At 71.4% G+C, this 18,041-nt stretch carries 15 protein-coding genes and 1 pseudogene; 3 read left to right on the top strand and 13 right to left on the bottom strand.

Annotated elements, in window-relative coordinates; all coding sequences use genetic code 11:
• Positions 1 to 81: 81 nt before the first annotated feature.
• Genes ACFVT2_RS17775 through ACFVT2_RS17765 form a run of 3 tightly spaced genes read right to left on the bottom strand, consistent with a single transcriptional unit; the run spans position 82 to position 3,703 of the window.
• On the bottom strand, positions 82 to 2,499 hold the full coding sequence (locus ACFVT2_RS17775) for an FtsX-like permease family protein (RefSeq protein WP_390018431.1): 2,418 nt from the start codon (positions 2,497 to 2,499) through the stop codon (positions 82 to 84).
• Positions 2,496 to 3,182 (bottom strand): ABC transporter ATP-binding protein, encoded by a 687-nt coding sequence (locus ACFVT2_RS17770; RefSeq protein ID WP_390018428.1) that lies wholly within the window; start codon positions 3,180 to 3,182, stop codon positions 2,496 to 2,498. Before ACFVT2_RS17770 ends, ACFVT2_RS17775 begins: the two co-directional genes overlap by 4 nt.
• Positions 3,179 to 3,703 (bottom strand): PadR family transcriptional regulator, encoded by a 525-nt coding sequence (locus tag ACFVT2_RS17765; protein ID WP_390018425.1) that lies wholly within the window; start codon positions 3,701 to 3,703, stop codon positions 3,179 to 3,181. The genes ACFVT2_RS17770 and ACFVT2_RS17765 overlap by 4 nt, the downstream gene beginning before the upstream one ends.
• A gap of 243 nt (positions 3,704 to 3,946) precedes the next feature.
• Between ACFVT2_RS17765 and ACFVT2_RS17760 the strand changes: the two are divergent.
• Positions 3,947 to 4,183 (top strand): annotated as a pseudogene (locus tag ACFVT2_RS17760) (zinc ribbon domain-containing protein); the annotation flags it as partial.
• Here the strand turns inward: ACFVT2_RS17760 and ACFVT2_RS17755 are convergent.
• The 4 genes from ACFVT2_RS17755 to ACFVT2_RS17740 form a co-directional block, all read right to left on the bottom strand.
• Positions 4,165 to 4,923 (bottom strand): hypothetical protein, encoded by a 759-nt coding sequence (locus ACFVT2_RS17755; protein WP_390018422.1) that lies wholly within the window; start codon positions 4,921 to 4,923, stop codon positions 4,165 to 4,167. The pseudogene ACFVT2_RS17760 and the gene ACFVT2_RS17755 sit on opposite strands and share 19 nt — an antisense overlap.
• Positions 4,920 to 5,606 (bottom strand): ABC transporter ATP-binding protein, encoded by a 687-nt coding sequence (locus ACFVT2_RS17750; protein ID WP_390018419.1) that lies wholly within the window; start codon positions 5,604 to 5,606, stop codon positions 4,920 to 4,922. Before ACFVT2_RS17750 ends, ACFVT2_RS17755 begins: the two co-directional genes overlap by 4 nt.
• Positions 5,607 to 5,795: 189 nt before the next feature.
• The gene (locus tag ACFVT2_RS17745; RefSeq protein WP_390018416.1) at positions 5,796 to 6,140 is read right to left on the bottom strand and encodes a hypothetical protein; all 345 of its coding nucleotides are present in this window, start codon (positions 6,138 to 6,140) and stop codon (positions 5,796 to 5,798) included.
• Complete coding sequence (locus ACFVT2_RS17740) at positions 6,137 to 7,087, bottom strand: SPFH domain-containing protein (RefSeq protein WP_390018414.1); 951 nt, start codon at positions 7,085 to 7,087, stop codon at positions 6,137 to 6,139. Before ACFVT2_RS17740 ends, ACFVT2_RS17745 begins: the two co-directional genes overlap by 4 nt.
• Before the next feature lie 272 nt (positions 7,088 to 7,359).
• Between ACFVT2_RS17740 and ACFVT2_RS17735 the strand changes: the two genes are divergently transcribed.
• Complete coding sequence (locus ACFVT2_RS17735; RefSeq protein ID WP_390018411.1) at positions 7,360 to 9,672, top strand: transglycosylase domain-containing protein; 2,313 nt, start codon at positions 7,360 to 7,362, stop codon at positions 9,670 to 9,672.
• A 71-nt stretch (positions 9,673 to 9,743) separates the two neighbouring features.
• Here the strand turns inward: ACFVT2_RS17735 and ACFVT2_RS17730 are convergent, their stop codons facing one another.
• From ACFVT2_RS17730 to ACFVT2_RS17705, 6 genes are all read right to left on the bottom strand, one after another.
• The gene (locus tag ACFVT2_RS17730) at positions 9,744 to 11,207 is read right to left on the bottom strand and encodes a catalase (RefSeq protein ID WP_390018408.1); all 1,464 of its coding nucleotides are present in this window, start codon (positions 11,205 to 11,207) and stop codon (positions 9,744 to 9,746) included.
• Between the two features lie 220 nt (positions 11,208 to 11,427).
• Positions 11,428 to 13,929: a SpoIIE family protein phosphatase gene (locus ACFVT2_RS17725; RefSeq protein WP_390018405.1), complete on the bottom strand. Its 2,502-nt coding sequence runs from the start codon at positions 13,927 to 13,929 to the stop codon at positions 11,428 to 11,430.
• An 87-nt stretch (positions 13,930 to 14,016) separates the two neighbouring features.
• Positions 14,017 to 14,700 carry a class I SAM-dependent DNA methyltransferase gene (locus tag ACFVT2_RS17720; protein WP_390018402.1) on the bottom strand — a complete coding sequence of 228 codons (684 nt, stop codon included), beginning with the start codon at positions 14,698 to 14,700 and terminating at the stop codon, positions 14,017 to 14,019.
• Positions 14,701 to 14,946: 246 nt separating this feature from the next.
• The gene (locus tag ACFVT2_RS17715; protein WP_390018399.1) at positions 14,947 to 15,681 is read right to left on the bottom strand and encodes a DUF402 domain-containing protein; all 735 of its coding nucleotides are present in this window, start codon (positions 15,679 to 15,681) and stop codon (positions 14,947 to 14,949) included.
• Between the two features lie 56 nt (positions 15,682 to 15,737).
• On the bottom strand, positions 15,738 to 17,132 hold the full coding sequence (locus tag ACFVT2_RS17710; protein WP_390018396.1) for a class II fumarate hydratase: 1,395 nt from the start codon (positions 17,130 to 17,132) through the stop codon (positions 15,738 to 15,740).
• 51 nt (positions 17,133 to 17,183) lie between these two features.
• Positions 17,184 to 17,528, bottom strand: coding sequence for a hypothetical protein (locus ACFVT2_RS17705; RefSeq protein ID WP_390018393.1), 345 nt, complete (start codon positions 17,526 to 17,528; stop codon positions 17,184 to 17,186).
• A 235-nt stretch (positions 17,529 to 17,763) separates the two neighbouring features.
• Here ACFVT2_RS17705 and ACFVT2_RS17700 point away from each other — a divergent pair, with 235 nt between their 5' ends.
• Entirely contained in the window at positions 17,764 to 17,967 is a 204-nt protein-coding gene (locus tag ACFVT2_RS17700; protein ID WP_390018390.1) for a hypothetical protein, read from the top strand.
• The last annotated feature ends 74 nt before the right edge of the window (positions 17,968 to 18,041 follow it).

The raw sequence follows: 18,041 nt of genomic DNA, 5'->3' as shown, positions 1-18,041 counted from the left end.
GGGCTGGTGTCGAGGTCATCATCGTAGGCAAAGGCGCCCGCACGCGTCTCGTACGACAAGCGTTGACCCGTTCGGTGACGCCTACTCCGTGCGTAGGCCGTCCGGGCGCATCATGCGCCATAGGGGCGGCAGGCTCAGGGCGGTGACGAAGAGGATCACGGCGCCGCCGATGGCGGTCATGCCGGCGACCACCGGCCAGTCGACCGTCACCCCGCTGCCGATGACGGAGAGCAGCAGCGAGCCCAGGGTCAGGCCGCAGGCCAGGGCCAGGCCCAGACCGAGCGCGACCGGCAGGGCGGTCTGCCACAGGACGGACCAGCCGAGGGTGGCGCGGCGGGTGCCGTACGCGTCGAGGGTGGAGAGCAGCCGGCGGCGTTCGTAGAGCTGCTCGACGGTGGAGATGATCAGGCCCGCGCCGATCAGCAGCAGGGTGATCACCGCGCCGATGAAGAGCGCGTTGCGGACGCCGGTGTACTGCCGGTCGTGCGGGTTGTCGATGGACGAGCCCTCGTACATCGTCGGGTCGATCCGGGTCCCGGTGTTGCGGATGTGCTCGACGGCGTCGGGGGCGTCGCGGTCGAAACGGACCAGGATCTCCATATCGGGCCTGCTGAGCCGGGACGCGTCGAGGACCGAGGGGGTCAGGAGCAGGTCGTAGTAGATGCGGTGGCCGTCCTCGACCGGGATGAGGTGGGCGGCGCGGGCGGACGGCGGGACCGTCCAGGGGTGGGGGGTGGTTCTGGGCTCGCCGTAGCCCTCCGCCGGGTTGAGGTCGATGGTGGCGCCGGGGGCGATGCCGGTCTCGACGCCCGAGGCGCGGGCGTCGGTGACGAAGGCGTCGCCGTCCCGGCAGGACGGCAGCTTGGCCACCTTGCGCAGCTCGGCGCAGGTGCCGACGGCGATGATGCCGGGGAGGTCGCGGCCGGTGTCGCGGCCCGTGGCGGGCATCCGGCCGGAGTTGGCGCTGAGCAGGCCGCGGGCGGTGGTGACCCCGGGGGTGGCGCGCAGCGCGTCCAGCGCCCGTTCGGTCTGCTGCCAGCCGGTCGCGTAGCCCCAGAAACTGATCTGCGGCACCCGCCCGGACTTGGCGTAGGCAGCGGCGAAGCCGGCCTGCGAGCCGGTCATCAGCATGTGGATGGCGATGGCGCCGGCCACCGCGACGGTGATGCCGCTGACCGCGCGGGTCGCCGGGCCGCTGCTCAGCTGGAGCCGGCGGACCGCCAGCTGCCAGGGGACCGGGCCGCCGCGCAGCCGGCCGACGACCCGCTCGACCAGCCACGGCAGCAGTGCCGTGACGCCGAACAGCAGCAGCGTCGAACCGACCGCGAGCCGGGTGGCGTCGAGTGGGTTGTCGGTCGGGCGCGCCTGGATGGCCATCGGGACCAGCAGGCCCGCGCCGACGACCGGCAGCGCGACGCGCCACCACAGCCGGCGGCGGACCGGTGTGCGCTTGCGGACGATGCCGAGCGGTTCGATGGTGATGCCGCGCTGGGCGACCAGGGTGACCAGGACCGCGGCGGTCGGGACGAGGACGGCGATCAGCAGCGCGGCGAGTGGGCTGGGGCTGACGTCGGAGGAGAAGACGTTGATGTCCCACAGGGTGATGGACGGGGCCAGCAGGCGGCCGAGCAGAAACAGCGCCCCACCGCCCAACAGCCCGAGCAGCGAGCCGAACAGCGCCTCGCCGGAGGCGATCCGCCGGGTGGTGCGGACGTCGGCGCCGACCAGGCGGAGGGCGGCCAGCCGGAGCTCCCGGCGTTCGTTGCCGAAGCGCACGGAGGTGCCGATGAAGACCATCACCGGCGTCATCAGCGCCACGCACGTCATGGTCACCAGGACCAGGGCGGGCGTGCTCAGGGGCTGTGGGTCCCAGTTCTTGCCGAAGTGGTCGATGCGGTAGCCGCCGCGTCCGCCGAGGGCGTCGGTGTGCGCGAGATAGGTGAGTTCCTTGGGGCCCAGCAGGCCCTGATCGCCGATCACGCCGACGATCCGGTAGCTGCTCAGCCGCTCGCGCAGCAGTGCGTTGTCGGGGGCGGCCAGTAGCTCCTTCAGAGCCGGCGAGACCACCATCTCGCCCGGGCCGGGGAGGTGCCGCACGCCGGGCGGCACCGGCGGATGCGCGCCGTCCGGGTCGACCAGCCGGCCGCGGATGCCGGTGCCCCGGAAGGTGGTGTCCACCGTGGCGTAGAGGACGGTGCGGTCGGTGCGCGGCGGCGGATGCGCCTGGCCGAGGTTCTCGCGGGCCTTCTCCCGGCCGTGCCAGGCGTTCATCAGGGTCGGTACGGAGGCGCCGAGCAGCAGGACCGCCACGCCGAGGGCGACCCCGGCGGCCGTCAGGGCGGTGCGGATCCAGCCCTCCCGGCTGCCGCCGGCCGCGAACCGCATGCCCATGGCGAGGTCGCGGGCCCAGGCGAGCGGCCCGGTGTGCGGGGTCACGGGCGGCGGTGCGGGTGCGGCGGTGTCCCGCTCGCCCTCGGGCTGCGAGCGGAGCATGGTCATATCCAGCCCGCCATGTCCTTCACCCGGCCGTCCCGGACGACGATCTCCCGGTCGGAGTAGGCGGCGACCCGGGCCTCGTGGGTGACCAGCACGACGGCCGCGTTGGTGTCCCGGGCGGCGTTGGTCAGGAGGGTCAGCACCCGCTCGCCGTTGAGGGAGTCCAGGGCGCCGGTGGGTTCGTCGGCGAAGAGGACCCGGGGCTCGGTGGCCAGTGCGCGGGCGACCGCGACCCGCTGGCCCTGGCCGCCGGAGACCTCACCGGGGCGCTGCTTGTCCACGCCCTCGACCTCCAGCCGTTCCAGCCAGTCGTGGGCCTGTCGTTCGGCTTCCTTGCGCTTGGTGCCGTTCAGTCGCAGCGGCAGGGCGACGTTCTCCAGGCAGGTCAACTCCGGTACGAGTTGGCCGAATTGGAAGACGAAGCCGAAGTCGGTGCGGCGCAGTGCGCTGCGCCGCGCATCGCTGAGCCCGGTCAGGGTGTGCGTCCCGTAGCGGACGGTGCCGGAGTCGGGGTGGATGATCCCGGCGAGGCAGTGCAGCAGCGTCGACTTGCCGGACCCGGAGGGGCCCATGACGGCGACCACTTCGCCGGGGTGGATGGAGAAGTCCGCGCCGTCCAGGGCGGGCGTGGGCCCGTACGCCTTGCGCAGACCCTCCGCGGCGAGCAGGGATCCCTCGGGGGTCATCCGCCGACCGCCTCCGCCAGCTTGTCCAGCCGGGCGGCGGTCAGCTCCAGCCAGCGCAGATCGGCTTCCAGGTGGAACAGCGCGTGATCGCAGATCAACTGGTCGGCGAGGTCCCCGGTGCGCTTGCGCTCGGTCAGGCCGCGCATCAGACGCAGGTGCTCGGTGCGCTGGGTGTCGAGGAGTTCGGCGGCGTTCCGGTCGGTCAGCAGGGCCAGTACGACCTTGGTGTAGAGCGTGGACTGGAGATAGGGCTCGGGCTTCTCCGGCCGGGCCAGCCACTGGGCGACGTCGGTGACCCCGGCGTCCGTGATGGCGTACCGCTTACGCTCCGGGCCCGCCCCGGCCTCCACGCCGTCCACCTCGACCAGGCCGTTCTTCAACAGCCGGGACATCGTGGAGTAGACCTGCCCGTAATGCAGCGGGCGGTCCTGTCCGAAGTGCTCGTCGAAGGCCCGCTTGAGGTCGTAGCCATGGCGGGGGCCGGACTCCAAGAGGCCCAGCAGCGTATGACCGATTGACATGCCGACCACCTTACTCGGGGGTGTATTGCTGGTGTATACGCACGTTGTATACGTGTACGGGGCGGTGCGGGAACGGCCTGGTCGGAGGTGGTGCGGGGCGGGTGCCGGAGTCGCTTTCCGGCCCCGCGCCCAGCACCCCGTCCCGCCCCGGGCCTCGTGTCCGCACCGCGTGCGCTCACTCCGTGCGCAGCCCGTCCGGTCGCATCATCCGCCACAGCGGCGGCAGGCTGAGCAGCGTCACCACCACGACCCAAGCTGTGCCACGCCTACGGCGCCTTGCGGGACAAGATGCCGCTGCGCGTCCGTAGCTGGACGTGCGACAGCTGTGGCACGGCCCACGACCGGGACGTGAACGCGGCGAAGAACCTGCTGGCCGCCGGACGGGCGGTGACAGTCTGCGGAGCTGGTGTAAGACCCCAACGGAGAACTCCGGGCGGGCAGTCGGCGATGAAACAGAAACCTCAACGGCGCGAGCCGTGAGAATCCCCCTCCTTCAGGAGGGGGAGCGTCAAGAAGTCGCCCTGGATCGGGGGGAACCGGACCGCGGTCGCGATGAAGAGGGCCACCGGCACCAGCAGCACCACACACGCCACGATGATCAGCGCCAGCAGCTTCGGGTCCAGCGGATCGCTCTGGCGGGAGGCGCCGAACCCCGAGACCCGCCGGCCGCCGGTGTCCGGGCTCAGTGTGGCGCTGCCGAGGTAGTACGTCAGGTCGGCGGGACCGACCAGGCCGGCCGGCCCGATCGTGCCGGCGTCCTTGTACGGGAGCCGCTCCCGCAGGAGTGCGTTCGCCGGCTCGGCGAGGAGTTCCCGCAGCGCGGGGGAGAGCACCATCTCTCCCGGCTTCGGCAGGGCGTCCGCCCCGGGCGGGGCGGGCGCCTCGGGGCCGTCCGGCCGCAGCATCGCGCCGGCGACGGGCCGGCCCCGGAAAAGGGTGTGCAGATCGGCCGCGACCAGCGTCGACGCCGTCGGCGGCAGCGCCCGGCCGGTGTCCGTCGGCTGCGCGGCCAGCCGGCGCTCCGCCCGGTGCGCCTGGATGGCGGGGAGGGACGACGCGGTGAGCAGCAGCGCCACGCCCAGTCCCACGCCCAGCGCGGTGAGCAGGGTGCGGATCCAGCCTTCGCGGCCGCCGCCGACCGCGAACCGCACCCCCATGCCCAGGTCCCGGGCCCAGCCGCGCAGCCCGCCCCCGGTGGTCGCCGTGGTGCCGGCGCTCATGCCGCGCCCACCATCTCCCGGGCGATGCCGTCCCGCACCACGACCTCGCGGTCGGCGTACGCGGCGACCCGCACCTCGTGGGTGACCAGCACGACGGCCGCGTCGGTGTCCCGGGCGGCGCCGGTCAGCAGGCCCATCACCCGCTCGCCGTTGAGGGAGTCCAGCACACCGGTGGGTTCGTCGGCGAAGAGCACCCGGGGCTCGGTGGCCAGTGCGCGGGCGACCGCGACCCGCTGGCCCTGGCCGCCGGAGACCTCCCCGGGGCGCTGGGCCGCGAAGGTGTCCACCTCCAGCCGTTCCAGCCAGTCGCGGGCCTGTCGTTCGGCTTCCTTGCGCTTGGTGCCGTTCAGTCGCAGCGGCAGGGCGACGTTCTCCAGGCAGGTCAACTCCGGTACCAGTTGGCCGAATTGGAAGACGAAGCCGAAGTCGGTGCGGCGCAGTGCGCTGCGCCGCGCATCGCTGAGCCCGGTCAGGGTGTGCGTCCCGTAGCGGACGGTGCCGGAGTCGGGGCGGATGATCCCGGCGAGGCAGTGCAGCAGCGTCGACTTGCCGGACCCGGAGGGGCCCATGACGGCGACCACTTCGCCGGGGTGGATGGAGAAGTCCGCGCCGTCGAGTGCGGGCGTGGCGGCGTACGCCTTGTGCAGTGCACGGGCTTCGAGCAGGGAACCGGCCGGGGTCATACGCGGGCCTCCGGGAGTGCGGGCGGGGCATGGCGAAGGTTGGGCGCGAGAGAGGCGGCGCCGGCCCAGGGACATGAAAAGCACTCTACATGAGGTGTATACGCACGGTGTATAGACGGGGTTTCTGGTGGCGGGGCGTCACGCGTCGCCCGGCATCACACGTCGCCCGGCATCACGCGTCGCCCGGTGTCACCCGTCGTCCGGCGTCCCGTCGGCTCCCTCCGCTGACCTCTCCGCTGACCCCTTCGCCGACCCCTCCGTCGGCTCCTCCGCAGGCTCCCGTCGCTTGGGCGGGCGCCCCCGTCGCGGCGGGGCGCCCGCTCCCCGTGGCAGGCGCCCCGCATCGGTCAGTGCCTTGCGGAGCAGGAACTCGATCTGTGCGTTGGCGCTGCGCAGCTCGTCGTTGGCCCAACGGCTGAGGGCGTCGTGGATGAGCGGGTCCAGCCGCAGCAGCACCTGCTTGCGCTGCTGCGGCCGGCGGCCGGCGGACCGTTCACGGTCCGCGCCGGACCCTTGGGGGGCGTCCGCACTCACTGGTAGAGCGAGCCCGTGTTCAGGACCGGCTGGGCGGCCCGGTCGCCGCACAGCACCACCATCAGATTGCTGACCATGGCGGCCTTGCGCTCCTCGTCCAGCTCGACGATGCCCTGCTCGTTGATCCGCTCCAGGGCCGACTCGACCATGCCCACCGCGCCCTCGACGATCTGCTGGCGGGCCGCGACGACCGCACCGGCCTGCTGCCGCTGGAGCATCGCGGAGGCGATCTCCGGGGCGTAGGCGAGGTGGCTGAAGCGGGCCTCGATGATCCGCACACCGGCGGCCTGGACCCGGGCGGTCAGCTCCACGGCGAGCTTCTCGGTGATCTCCTCGGCGTTGCCGCGCAGCGAGAGGCCGTTCTCGTCGTGGGCGTCGTAGGGGTACTCGATGGCGATGTGCCGGACGGCCGCCTCGGTCTGGGTGGCGACGAACTCCAGGAAGTCGTCGACCTCGAAGAGCGCCTGGGCGGTGTCCTCGACCTTCCAGACGACGATCGAGGCCAGTTCGATCGGGTTGCCGTAGGCGTCGTTGACCTTGAGGACCGCGGTCTCGTGGTTGCGGATCCGGGTGGAGATCCTGCGGGCCGAGGTGAGCGGGTTGACCCAGCGCAGGCCGTCGGTGCGGATGGTGCCGACGTACCGCCCGAAGAGCTGGATCACCCGGGCCTCGCCGGGCGCGACCATCTTCACGCCGGTCATGCAGAAGACCGAGGCCGCCAGGAGCAGGATCGCGGCGATCACCAGGGGTACGGCGACCGCGTTGTTGCCGCCGTTGCCCGCGACCCCGCCGACGATGATCATGGCGATGCCGAGGGCGACGCCCAGGACGGTCAGCAGCAGGGCCAGCCCGCCCGGGATGCTGTGCGCGGTCCGCTCGCGGACCTGTGGCGCGGGCATCTCCGGGGCGTCCACGGAGTCGACGGCGGTGGGTGTCGTATCGGTCATGGGGTCCCCGTTTCGTGGATGACGCGCGGCGCGGTGCGTGATGTGCACCGCAGTACGTGCTTTCGCTGGTCTAGCAAAGTGATATCACTTTAACGGGCTGGCCTGCTGCGGTCCAGAGGGGGGCGGCCCGGCGCCAGGACGGTTGCGCGCTTTTCCCGTGCTGTTTGTCACGTAGGGAAAAGCCTTGATCGATGAGTATTTGTTGACAGATGCGGTGTTAGCTTCAACAGCTGAGTTATGCCGGGGGCGGAACGACTGGAGTTGCACGAGCGATGGGCCGAGCGGACGCGAGGCGAGCGCGGCAGGGCAGCGCCCGCCGGGCCGGAAAGAACGAGAAGAAGTCCGGCATACGCCGCCTCTTCACCTGGAAGAAGATCGTCGGGACCTTCCTCGGCGTATGCCTTCTGGGGATCCTCGGCTGCGTCGGGCTCTACCTCTACGTGGACGTCCCGGCCGGCAACAAGGAAGCCAAGCTCCAGAGCAACGTCTTCAAGTACGCGGACGGCTCGGTCATGGCGCGGGTCGGCCAGGTCAACCGCGAGACCGTCCCGCTCAGCCGGATACCCAAGGGCGTCCAGCACACCTTCGTCGCCGCCGAGAACAAGACGTTCTACAACGACTCCGGCGTCGACCTGAAGGGCACCCTGCGCGGCGTCATCAACACCCTGAGCGGCAAGGGCAAGCAGGGCGGCTCGACGATCACCCAGCAGTACGTCAAGAACTACTACCTGAGCCAGGAGCAGACGGTCTCCCGCAAGCTCCAGGAGATCGTCATCTCCCTCAAGGTGGACCAGAAGTTCTCCAAGGACGACATCCTCGCCGGCTACATCAACACCAGCTTCTACGGCCGCGGCGCCTACGGCATCCAGGCCGCCGCGCAGGCGTACTACGGCGTGGACTCCGACAAGCTCACCGTCGCGCAGGGCGCCTACCTCGCCTCGCTGCTCCAGGCGCCCAACCAGTACGACTGGGCCATCGCCTCCGACGCCGGCAAGCAGCTGGTCCAGGAACGCTGGGCGTACACGCTCAACAACATGGTCGAGATGAAGTGGCTCACGCCCGAGCAGCGCGCCCAGCAGAAGTTCCCGGTGCCCAAGCCGCCCAAGCCGCTGCCCGGTCTGACCGGCCAGGCCAGCTACATCATCGCCGCGGCCAAGAAGGAACTCTTCGCCCAGGGCGTCGACGAGAGCGAATTCGAGGCCGGAGGCTGGACCGTCACCCTCGGCATCGAGAAGAACCGGCAGAAGGCGCTGGAGGGAGCGGTCAAGCGGAAGCTCATCGACGACCTCTCGCCCGACCGGCGCTCGATCGACCGTGATGTCCAGCTCGGCGCCACCTCGGTGGACCCCAAGACCGGCCACGTCGTGGCGCTGTACGGCGGCGCGGGCTACCCGCAGCACTACACCAACAACGCGACCCGCTCCGACTACCAGCCGGCCTCCACCTTCAAGCCGCTGATCCTGGCGTCGGCCATGGAGAACCACGCGGTGACCAAGGGCGGCGTCCCGATCACCCCCAACGCGATCTACGACGGCCGCAACCGCCGTCCGGTCGTCGGCGGCACCAAGCCCTTCGCGCCGCCGAACGAGGACGAGCACACCTACGGGAAGATCACCGTCCAGACGGCGACCAACAACTCCGTCAACTCGGTCTTCGCGCAGATGGGCGCCGACGTCGGCCTGGACCAGGTCAAGAAGACCGCGGTCGGCCTGGGCATGGACGGTTCCAAGATGGACGTCCAGCCGGCCATGACCCTGGGCACCATGGGCGCCAGCCCGCTCCAGATGGCCGGGGCGTACGCCACGTTCGACAACCACGGCATCAAGGTCACCCCGACCCTGGTCGTCAAGGCCGTGCAGAGCAAGGACGGCTCCGACAAGGAGGCCAAGCTCAAGGACCCGATCGGCGACCAGGTGCTCTCCCGCCGCACGGCCGACACCGTCACCTCGGTCCTGACCGGCGTGGTCAACGACGGCACCGCCTCGGACGCGGTCAAGAACACCGCCTACAAGGCGGCCGGCAAGACCGGTACCTCCGACGACAACAAGTCGGCCTGGTTCGTGGGCTACACGCCCAACCTGGTCACCGCGGTCGGCATGTTCGGCGAGTCGCCCAGCGGCGGCAAGCAGGTCACCCTCAAGGGCGCCGGCGGCGGCGGCCGGGTCAACGGCGGCGGCTACCCGGCGAAGGTCTGGGCCGACTACACCCAGACCGCGCTCGGCGACAGCACCGGCGGCGACTTCGACCTGGAGACCGACATGGGCGCCGCGGTGCCGCCGCCCGCCCCGCCGACGCCGACCCAGTCCGCGCCGGTCACCCCGACGCCGACCCCGACGCACTCCGCGCCGGTCACCCCGACGCCGAGCACCACCCCGTCGGACAGCAACTCCGGCCGGCCGTCCGGCCGTCCCACCCCGACCGGCGGCGGCTCCACCCCGCCGGACGGCGGCACCACGGGTACCGGGGGCGCCACCGGCACCGGCGGCGCCACGGGTACCGGCGGTACCGGTACCGGCGGCACCGGCGGCAACCCGGGCGGCAACAACGCCAACGGCGGCAACAACCTGCCGAACTTCGGCGGCTGACCCGCCCGGCCACCCGGCACCACCACGGCCCGCACCCCCAGGGGTGCGGGCCGCTGTGCTCCCTGCCCGGATCAGCCGCCGTTGACCTTCTTGGCGATCCGGTCACCGAGCTTCTTGTCGATGTTCCGCCAGTACTGGAGCGCCCGGTCCAGTACCGGCCGGCTCACCCCGTTCAGCAGATGCCCGGAGACGTTGCCGACGAGGCGGTCGCGGGCCGCGTCGTCCAGCACCTCGCGGACCATCGTGCCCGGCTGTCCGAAGTCGTCGTCGTCCCGCCGCAGCGTGTACGCCGCGCGCACCATCTCGCCACTGCTCTCCCAGCCCGCCGGCTCCCCGTACTGCACGGTGTCGGCCGCCGGACCGCCGTACGAGTTCGGGGCGTACGGCCGGGCCGTCCGCGCCGGGTCGAACCGCATCGGGCCGTCCTTGGCGTACGAGTGGGCCGGGACGTGCGGCCGGTTGGGCGGCAGCTGCGCGTAGTTCGGGCCGATCCGGTACCGGTGGGTGTCCGGGTACGAGAACAGCCGGCCGAGCAGCATCTTGTCCGGGGACGGGCCGATGCCCGGCACCATGTTGGACGGCTCGAACGCGGCCTGCTCGATATGGATGAAGTAGTCCTCGGGGTTCCGGTTGAGCGTCATCCGACCGACCTCGATCAGCGGGTAGTCGCCGTGCGGCCACACCTTGGTCAGGTCGAACGGGTTGAAGCGGTAGTCCGGGGCGTCCTCGAACGGCATGACCTGCACGTACAGCGTCCACGACGGGGCGTTGCCGCTCTCGATGGCCTCGTAGAGGTCCCGGCGGTGGCAGTCGGCGTCCTCGCCCGCCAGCCGGTCGGCGTCGGCCTGGGTCAGGAAGTCGACGCCCTGGTCGGTCTTGAAGTGGTACTTGATCCAGAACTTCTCGCCGCCGCCGTTGACCCACATGTAGGTGTGCGAGCCGTACCCGTTCATGTGCCGGTACGTCTTCGGGATGCCGCGGTCGCCCATCAGCCAGGTGACCATGTGGGCCGATTCCGGCGAGAGGGTCCAGAAGTCCCACTGCATGTCGTTGTCGCGCAGCCCGCTCTCGGGGCGGCGCTTCTGCGAGCGGATGAAGTCCTGGAACTTGATCGTGTCCCGTACGAAGAAGATCGGCGTGTTGTTGCCCACCAAGTCGTAATTGCCCTGCTCCGTATAGAACTTGAGGGCGAAGCCACGCGGGTCGCGCCAGGTGTCCGGGGAACCCTGTTCGCCGGCGACGGTCGAGAAGCGGGCCAGCATCTCGGTGTTCTTGCCGGGCTGGAAGAGGTCCGCCCTGGTGAACTGGCTGACGTCGTTGGTGACCTTGAAGAAGCCGTACGCGCCGCTGCCCTTGGCGTGCACCACCCGCTCGGGAACCCGTTCGCGGTTGAACTGGGCCATCTTCTCGATCAGGTAGTGGTCGTGGAGCAGGATGGGGCCGTCCGGACTCACGGTGAGCGAATGCTCGTCGCTCTCCACCGGGACGCCGGTGTTGGTCGTCGTGCGCGGGACGTTCTGCGCGGTGCTGGTCATTGGAGGAATGCCTCCCGTTCGATGACTGGCGGTGGGGTGGGCGGGGGCCGTCAGTCCCTTCCGGGGGTAGCTGGTCCCTTCAGTCCCTTTTGTCCCACCCAAGCAGTCAACGCCGCCGGCGGCATGTCGACGAGGGGTCCCGGGCGCCCGGACGAGTCCCCCCTCCCACGCGCGAGGGGACCCCGCCCGGTCCCGGACGGGGTCCCCTTCGCACGCGGCCTCAGAGACGCGTCCCCGGCGGCATCGACAGTTCGAACCAGACGACCTTGCCCATGCTCAACCGGGTCGCACCCCACCGCCGGGCCATCCGGTTGACCAGATACAGGCCCCGCCCGCCCTCGTCGGACGGCCGGGCCTGCCGCAGCCGCGGCAACTGCGGCACATCGTCCCCGACCTCGCAGCGCAGCACATCGGTCCGCAGCAGGCGCAGCGTCACCGGCCGCTCGGCGTACCGCACCGCATTGGTCACCACCTCGCTGACCAGCAACTCCAGCTGGTCCGACAGCTCCTCCAGACCCCAGCGGGTGAGTGCCCGCCGGGCCAGCCGGCGCGCCTGCCCCGCGGTCTGCGCCTTCGGATCGAGGTACCAGTACGCGACGTCGCTCGGCGCGATCCCGTCGAACCGGGCCGCCAGCAGCGCGATGTCGTCATCGCGATCGCCCGGCCCCAGCATGTCCAGCACCTCGTCGCAGAGCGGCTCCAGCGGCGGCGGATTGGGCCCGGTCAACCGGGCCGTCTCGGCCAGCCGCTCGCGCAGCTGCTCGATGCCGGTCCACACGTCCCGGATCCGCGACTCCACCAGACCGTCGGTGTACAGCACCAGCGTGGCGCCCGCCGGGGCGTCCAGCTCCACCGCCTCGAAGTCCACCCCGCCGACGCCGATCGGCGCGCCCGGCGGCACCCGCAGCACCTCCGCGCGCCCACCGCGGTGCAGCATCACCGGCGGCGGATGCCCGGCGTTGGCCACGATGATCCGGTGCGCCACCGGGTCGTAGACCGCGTACAGGCAGGTCGCCATCCGGTCCGAGCCCAGCCGCTGGGCCTGCTCGTCGAGGTGGTGCAGCACCTCCTGCGGCGGGAGGTCCAGCCCCGCCAGGGTCTGCGCGGTGGTCCGCAGCTGCCCCATGATCGCCGCCGAGGTCATCGAGTGGCCCATCACATCGCCGACGACCAGTGCCACCCGGCTGCCCGGCAGCGGGATCGCGTCGTACCAGTCGCCGCCCACCCGGGCGGTCTCCGCGGCCGGCAGGTAGCGGCTGGCCAGCCGCACACCGGTGGGCTGCGGCAACGAGTCCGGCAGCATGGTGCGCTGGAGCGCATCGGCGATGTACGCCTCGCGGCCGTAGAGCACCGCCTTGTCCACGCCCAACGCGGTATGCGTCGCCAACTGGGCCGCCACCAGCAGATCGTCCGGCTCGAACGCCGGCCGGTCCGGGCGCCGCAGGAACACCGCCGCACCGATCACCCGCCGCCGCCCGCGCAACGGCGCCAGGATCACCCGGTGGCCGCCCGGCAGCCGGGTGTCCGGCCCCAGCAGCTCCGGCAGCGCGGTCCGCGCCGCCTGCGCCTCACCGAACAACGGGCGCACCCCGCGCAGCACCTCCGCCAGCGGCCCGCCCGGGCGGACCTCCGACAGCTCCGCGGCACTGCCGCCCATCGCCGGCCCCAGATCCGGCTGCGCGGGCAGCACCGGCAGCCGCAGCCCGTTGGTGTCCGGCTCCTCCGGGATCCGGTCGGTGCGGCGCAGCCGCAGCACCACCGGGCCGGTCGGCCGCTCGTCGCCCACCGGCAGCGGATCGCGCAGATAGACCAGGATCGCGTCGGCGAAGGTCGGCACCGTCGCCCGGCACAGCCCCAGCACGATCTCGTCCAGGTCTATCCCGCGGGCGATCCGCCGGGTCGCCGCCCCGATGAACCGCAGCCGGTCACCGCTGGCCTGCCGGGCCGCGGCCGTCTCCCGGCTCTCGCCGCTCTCGCCCGGATGCGCCGACCGGGCGGGCGGCACCGCGGGCGGCTGCGGCGGCCCCGCCGGAGGCGGCAGCTCCGCCCCGGCCGCACCGGACGGTCCGCCGCCCCGTACGCCCGGCGGCGGCCCCGGCGGCAGCCCGCCCGGGCCCGCCTCTCCACCGTGCGTCCAGGACGACGGGCCGCCTTCCCGCGGCCGCCCGATGCCCTCGCTGCCGGGCCGCGGCTGTGTGTGCCCCGGCTCCTCACCCGGCTCCGGCGCATCGGCGCGGTCCACCGCGCCCTGCGCCACCGGCCGGCCCGTGCGGACCGCGGCGCGCTCCGCGCCCGGCTCCGCGTCCGGCCGCCTCTCCGCGGGCATGGCCACCTCCCCGTACGGGTCGTACGAGCCCTCGTACGACCCGGCGTATCCGCCGTAGGAACTGTCGCGGGACGCGCGGGCGGCGCCGTACGCCCGCGCGCCGTCACCGGCCGGGCCGTGATCGGCGGCCGGCTCGGCGTCCCCCTGCCCGGCCGGCGGCCCCGCGCAGGCCGTGGCGGGCTCGACCACCTCGCCGCCGAGGCCGATGTCGTCACCCCCGCGCACCGCGAACCCCGTTCCCGGCGCCGGCTCGTGACCGGTGCCGGCGGGCTGCTGGAGGGCGCTGCGCGGGTCGGGGACGCCGCCGAGCGGCGCCGTCCCCGCAGCAGGGGATGCCGAGGACGCGGCGGTCGGGGCCGACTGCCGCGTTTCGTGGGAGGTGGGATGCTCCGTCACGCGTGGGGTTCCATCCGTCCGGGGCTGGCGCAGGCGCGCCGCGTTCGGTGCGCGTCGCCCGAGCGGACGCGCCTGACGCGGTGCGTCTCAAGCGCGTCGCAGGTGCAGAAAGAGCTGGATTTCGGGTGGTACGTCCGTACTCGACGGGGCATACGCATACGAGTCCTCCCCGACGATGTCGAAACCCGCGTCGCGCACGACCCGGCGCAGGTCGTCCCGCAGATATCCCGATACCCGGATCGTGCTGCCGAGGAACGGAATGGGGAAGTCGTCAATATCGCCCTCGACCATTGCCAGGGCCAGCAACCCGCCGGGTCGCAGGAGGTCGTGCAGCATGCCCAGGGCGCACGGGATTTCCGCACGGGGCATCATCAACAGGGAGAAATAGGCGGTGATTCCGTCGAAGGAACCGGGACCGCCCAGGCGGCCACCGCGCAGATCGGCGATGTCCAGCCGGTGGAATTCGCCGCCCGGGACGTTGCCCTGGGCGAGTTCGACCATCCCGGGGGAGAGGTCGATTCCCACGACCCGGTGGCCGGCGTCGGACAGTTGACGGGCGGTCGGCAGTCCGGTGCCGCACCCGGCGTCGAGGATCCGCGCCCCGGCCGGCAGTTCCCCGCTCAGCCACGCGCCCGAGGCGATCTGGCCTTCCTTATGCGGAAAAGCCGTTTCGTACTGGTCACCGATCGCGTCGAACGCTTCGGACTGTCCGGCCCGGTCGAGTGCTAACCGGTTCAGGCCCTCGTACGCGTCGTAGCTTGTCGCGCTCACGACTTCGCCCCTCCTGCGACCGCTGTCAAGTTCGTTTTCTCGTTCTGGAGTTGCGCCTGTGCAGTCTTGCGGAGGACGATCCTACGTTTGAAGGCCCAGGGTGCAGCAAGGGGGCTGGGTACCGCTTCTCGCCCGGCGGGAACCCCAGGGGAACCCGGCCGGAAACAGCTTTGCCCATAGGCGCACCTTTCCACCGTTCGCCCCCTTCACTCTCTTCATTCTCTTCTTTTCGCGTTTGCTGTCTCACTACAGCAAACGATCAGGCAGGCGGTCCCAGTTCTCCGGAAGCACGGGAACCGCCCAGGCGGGATCGGGCCGCCAGTCCTCCCAGCCGTCGGCGAACGGCCCTTTCCACGCCGCGATCTGTGCGACCGCGGCGCGTCCGGCGGACCTGACGTCGTCCGCCTGGGCGTCCGTCACCAGTCCGTCCCGCCGGGCCTGCGCGAACTCGTCCTCGTCCCGCCACTCCCAGCGCCGGTCCGGATAGACACAGATGTCGAGGAAATGATCGAGCGAGTCGATTCCGCCCGACCAACGGCCGCGCGGCTCCTCCAGATTGACGTACCAATTCTTGAAGTGCCAGCCGCTCTCCCAGAACAGCCAGACCGACCATGGATCTTCCGGCCGGGCCAGCTTCAGCACACCGTTGCCGAACCACTGGTCGCGCAGGGTCCGCCGCGGTTTGGTGTAGCGGGTGGAGAGCGGCTCGCGGTGCACCGGTGTGCCGTCGGCGAGCACCGGCTTGATGCACGGGGTGCCCGGCGCCATCCACACCGCGAGCAGTTCCTCGGTGTCCTGGACAACGGTCATCGGACGACAGATGTGGAACCGGCGGGGATCGGCGTTGTCGCGGTAGCGCCACAGGATGTGGTCCCCGGGCGCCCAACGCCCCGGCTCCGCCGCCGTACGCCCCGCCCCGGCCACCGGTACGTGCTCGCCGGTCGTCTCGCCTTCCGTCGTCTCCACCATGTCCGCTGTCATGCGCAGATCTTAGGGGCGTCGCGTTACGCGTGCGGTGACATGTGCCGCACCGCTCGTTACGGACGGGTCATGCGCAACACGTCCAGCGCCTCGTCGAGCTGTTCCTCCGTCAGCAGACCGCGTTCGACGTAACCGTTCTCGATCACCACCTCCCGGATGGTCTTCTGCTCCGCGAGCGACTGCTTGGCGACCTTCGCCGCCTCCTCGTAACCGAGGTACTTGTTCAGCGGCGTCACCACCGACGGCGAGGATTCGGCGTATTCGCGGGCCCGCGCCACATTCGCGGTAATACCGTCCACCGTGCGGTCGGCCAGCAGCCGCGACACATTGGCCAGCAGCCGCACCGATTCCAGCACATTCCGCGCGATCACCGGCAGCATGACGTTCAGTTCGAAATTGCCGGCCGCGCCGGCCGTCGCCACCGTCGCGTCATTTCCGGTGACCTGCGCGGCGACCATCAGCACCGCCTCCGGAATAACGGGATTGACCTTCCCCGGCATGATCGACGAGCCCGGCTGGAGATCCGGCAAATTGATCTCCGCGAGCCCGGTCCGCGGCCCCGACGCCATCCACCGCAGATCATTCGCAATCTTCGTCAGCCCGACCGCGAGGGTCCGCAGCTGCCCGCTCGTCTCGACGATGCCGTCCCGCGCCCCCTGCGCCTCGAAGTGATTGCGCGCCTCCGTCAGCGGCAGCCCCGTCGCCCGCGCCACCTCCGCGATCACCGCCGCCGAGAACCCCGGCGGAGTGTTGATCCCCGTCCCCACCGCCGTGCCGCCCAGCGGGAGTTCGGCCAGCCGCGGCAGCGACGACCGCAACCGCTCGATGCCGTACCGCACCTGCGCGGCGTACCCCCCGAACTCCTGCCCCAGTGTCACCGGGGTCGCATCCATCAAATGCGTCCGCCCCGACTTCACCACCGCGGCGAATTCCGCCGCCTTCCGCTCCAGCGCCGCCGCCAGGTGCTCCAGCGCCGGAATCAGGTCGCCCCGGACCGCGGACGTCGCCGCGATGTGAATCGACGACGGGAACACGTCGTTCGACGACTGACTCGCGTTGACGTGATCATTGGGGTGCACATCCCGCCCGAGCCGCTCACTGGCGAGGGTCGCGATCACCTCATTGGCGTTCATGTTCGACGACGTCCCGGAACCCGTCTGGAACACGTCGACCGGGAAGTCCTCGTCCCACCGGCCCTCGGCCACCTCGGCGGCCGCCTCCGCGATGGCCTCCGCAACGTCCTTGCCCAGCACGCCCAACTCGGCGTTGACCTTGGCGGCCGCTCCCTTGATCCGCGCCAGCGCCTCGATGTGCGCCCGCTCCAGCCGCTGTCCGGAGATCGGGAAGTTCTCCACCGCCCGCTGGGTCTGGGCCCGCCACTTGGCGTGCGCGGGCACCCGCACCTCGCCCATCGAGTCGTGCTCGATCCTGAATGCGCTGTTTTCACTCATGTCTATGACAGTGCCCGCGAACCCGGATCTGTTCCCGACCCACGACGTATGTCACCTGCCTGCGCCCCACCACCTCGCCGGCCCGCGCGCCCGCCCGTCAGCACCCCGACGAACGCGGCCCGAGCGCCCGCCGGAAAGACCGACACCGGCCCTCCGGATCCCTACCGCCCCGCACGGGGACGAGCCCGGGCTGACCGCGGGTCGCCTCTCCGAAGCCGCCACCGGCCCGACTGCGGCAGCTGGAACCCGTCGCGGTAGCCGGACCGGCACCGTGCTGCGCGGAGTGTCGGCGGCCTCCAGCGGTCGCGCCAACTGCCCCCGTATCACGGCGGGTTCACCGACCGGCCGTGCCGGCACGGCCTCGTCGAGGACCGCCGCCCGTGCCGGCTCCAGCACGGCCCCGCGAGGGTTGACGTCGAATCAATTTCCTTGGCCACGGCCTTACTTCCCATTCTTACGCCTGTAGGAATCAGCTCTCACTCCCTTCCCAAGGTTACGGCGGAGGGTGACGATGGGAACACGGAACGTAGCAATCCGCTGGAAGTCAAGGGGATCCCACGACGAAACCGGGGAGCCGCCCTCGCCACTAACGGGACAACGCCAACACCGCCCACCGAACAGGAGTGTCACCATGGTCACGAGCGCCGGCCACACCTCACCGGGCCCGCGATCCCGGCAATCGCTGATGACCCTGCGCGTCTACACCGCGACCACCGACGGTGTCGTCACCCAGGAACGCGCCCAGATCCACGTCGTCGCCGGCGATCGCTTCGACCTCTACGGCCTCTCCCAGGCGTGGCCACCGTGCGCGTGCCCCCGCCACCGGCGCCGTTAGGCCCTGTCACACGGTGACCGACAGGGCCTGGGGACGCTTCCTCCTGCGCGAGCGGCCGCCGTCGCGCTTCAGGA

The organism is Streptomyces sp. NPDC058000, from assembly GCF_042886435.1.
Lineage (GTDB): Bacteria > Actinomycetota > Actinomycetes > Streptomycetales > Streptomycetaceae > Streptomyces.
The sequence above is the reverse complement of the archived record's forward strand: the minus strand, read 5'-3'. Positions and strand labels throughout refer to the sequence as shown.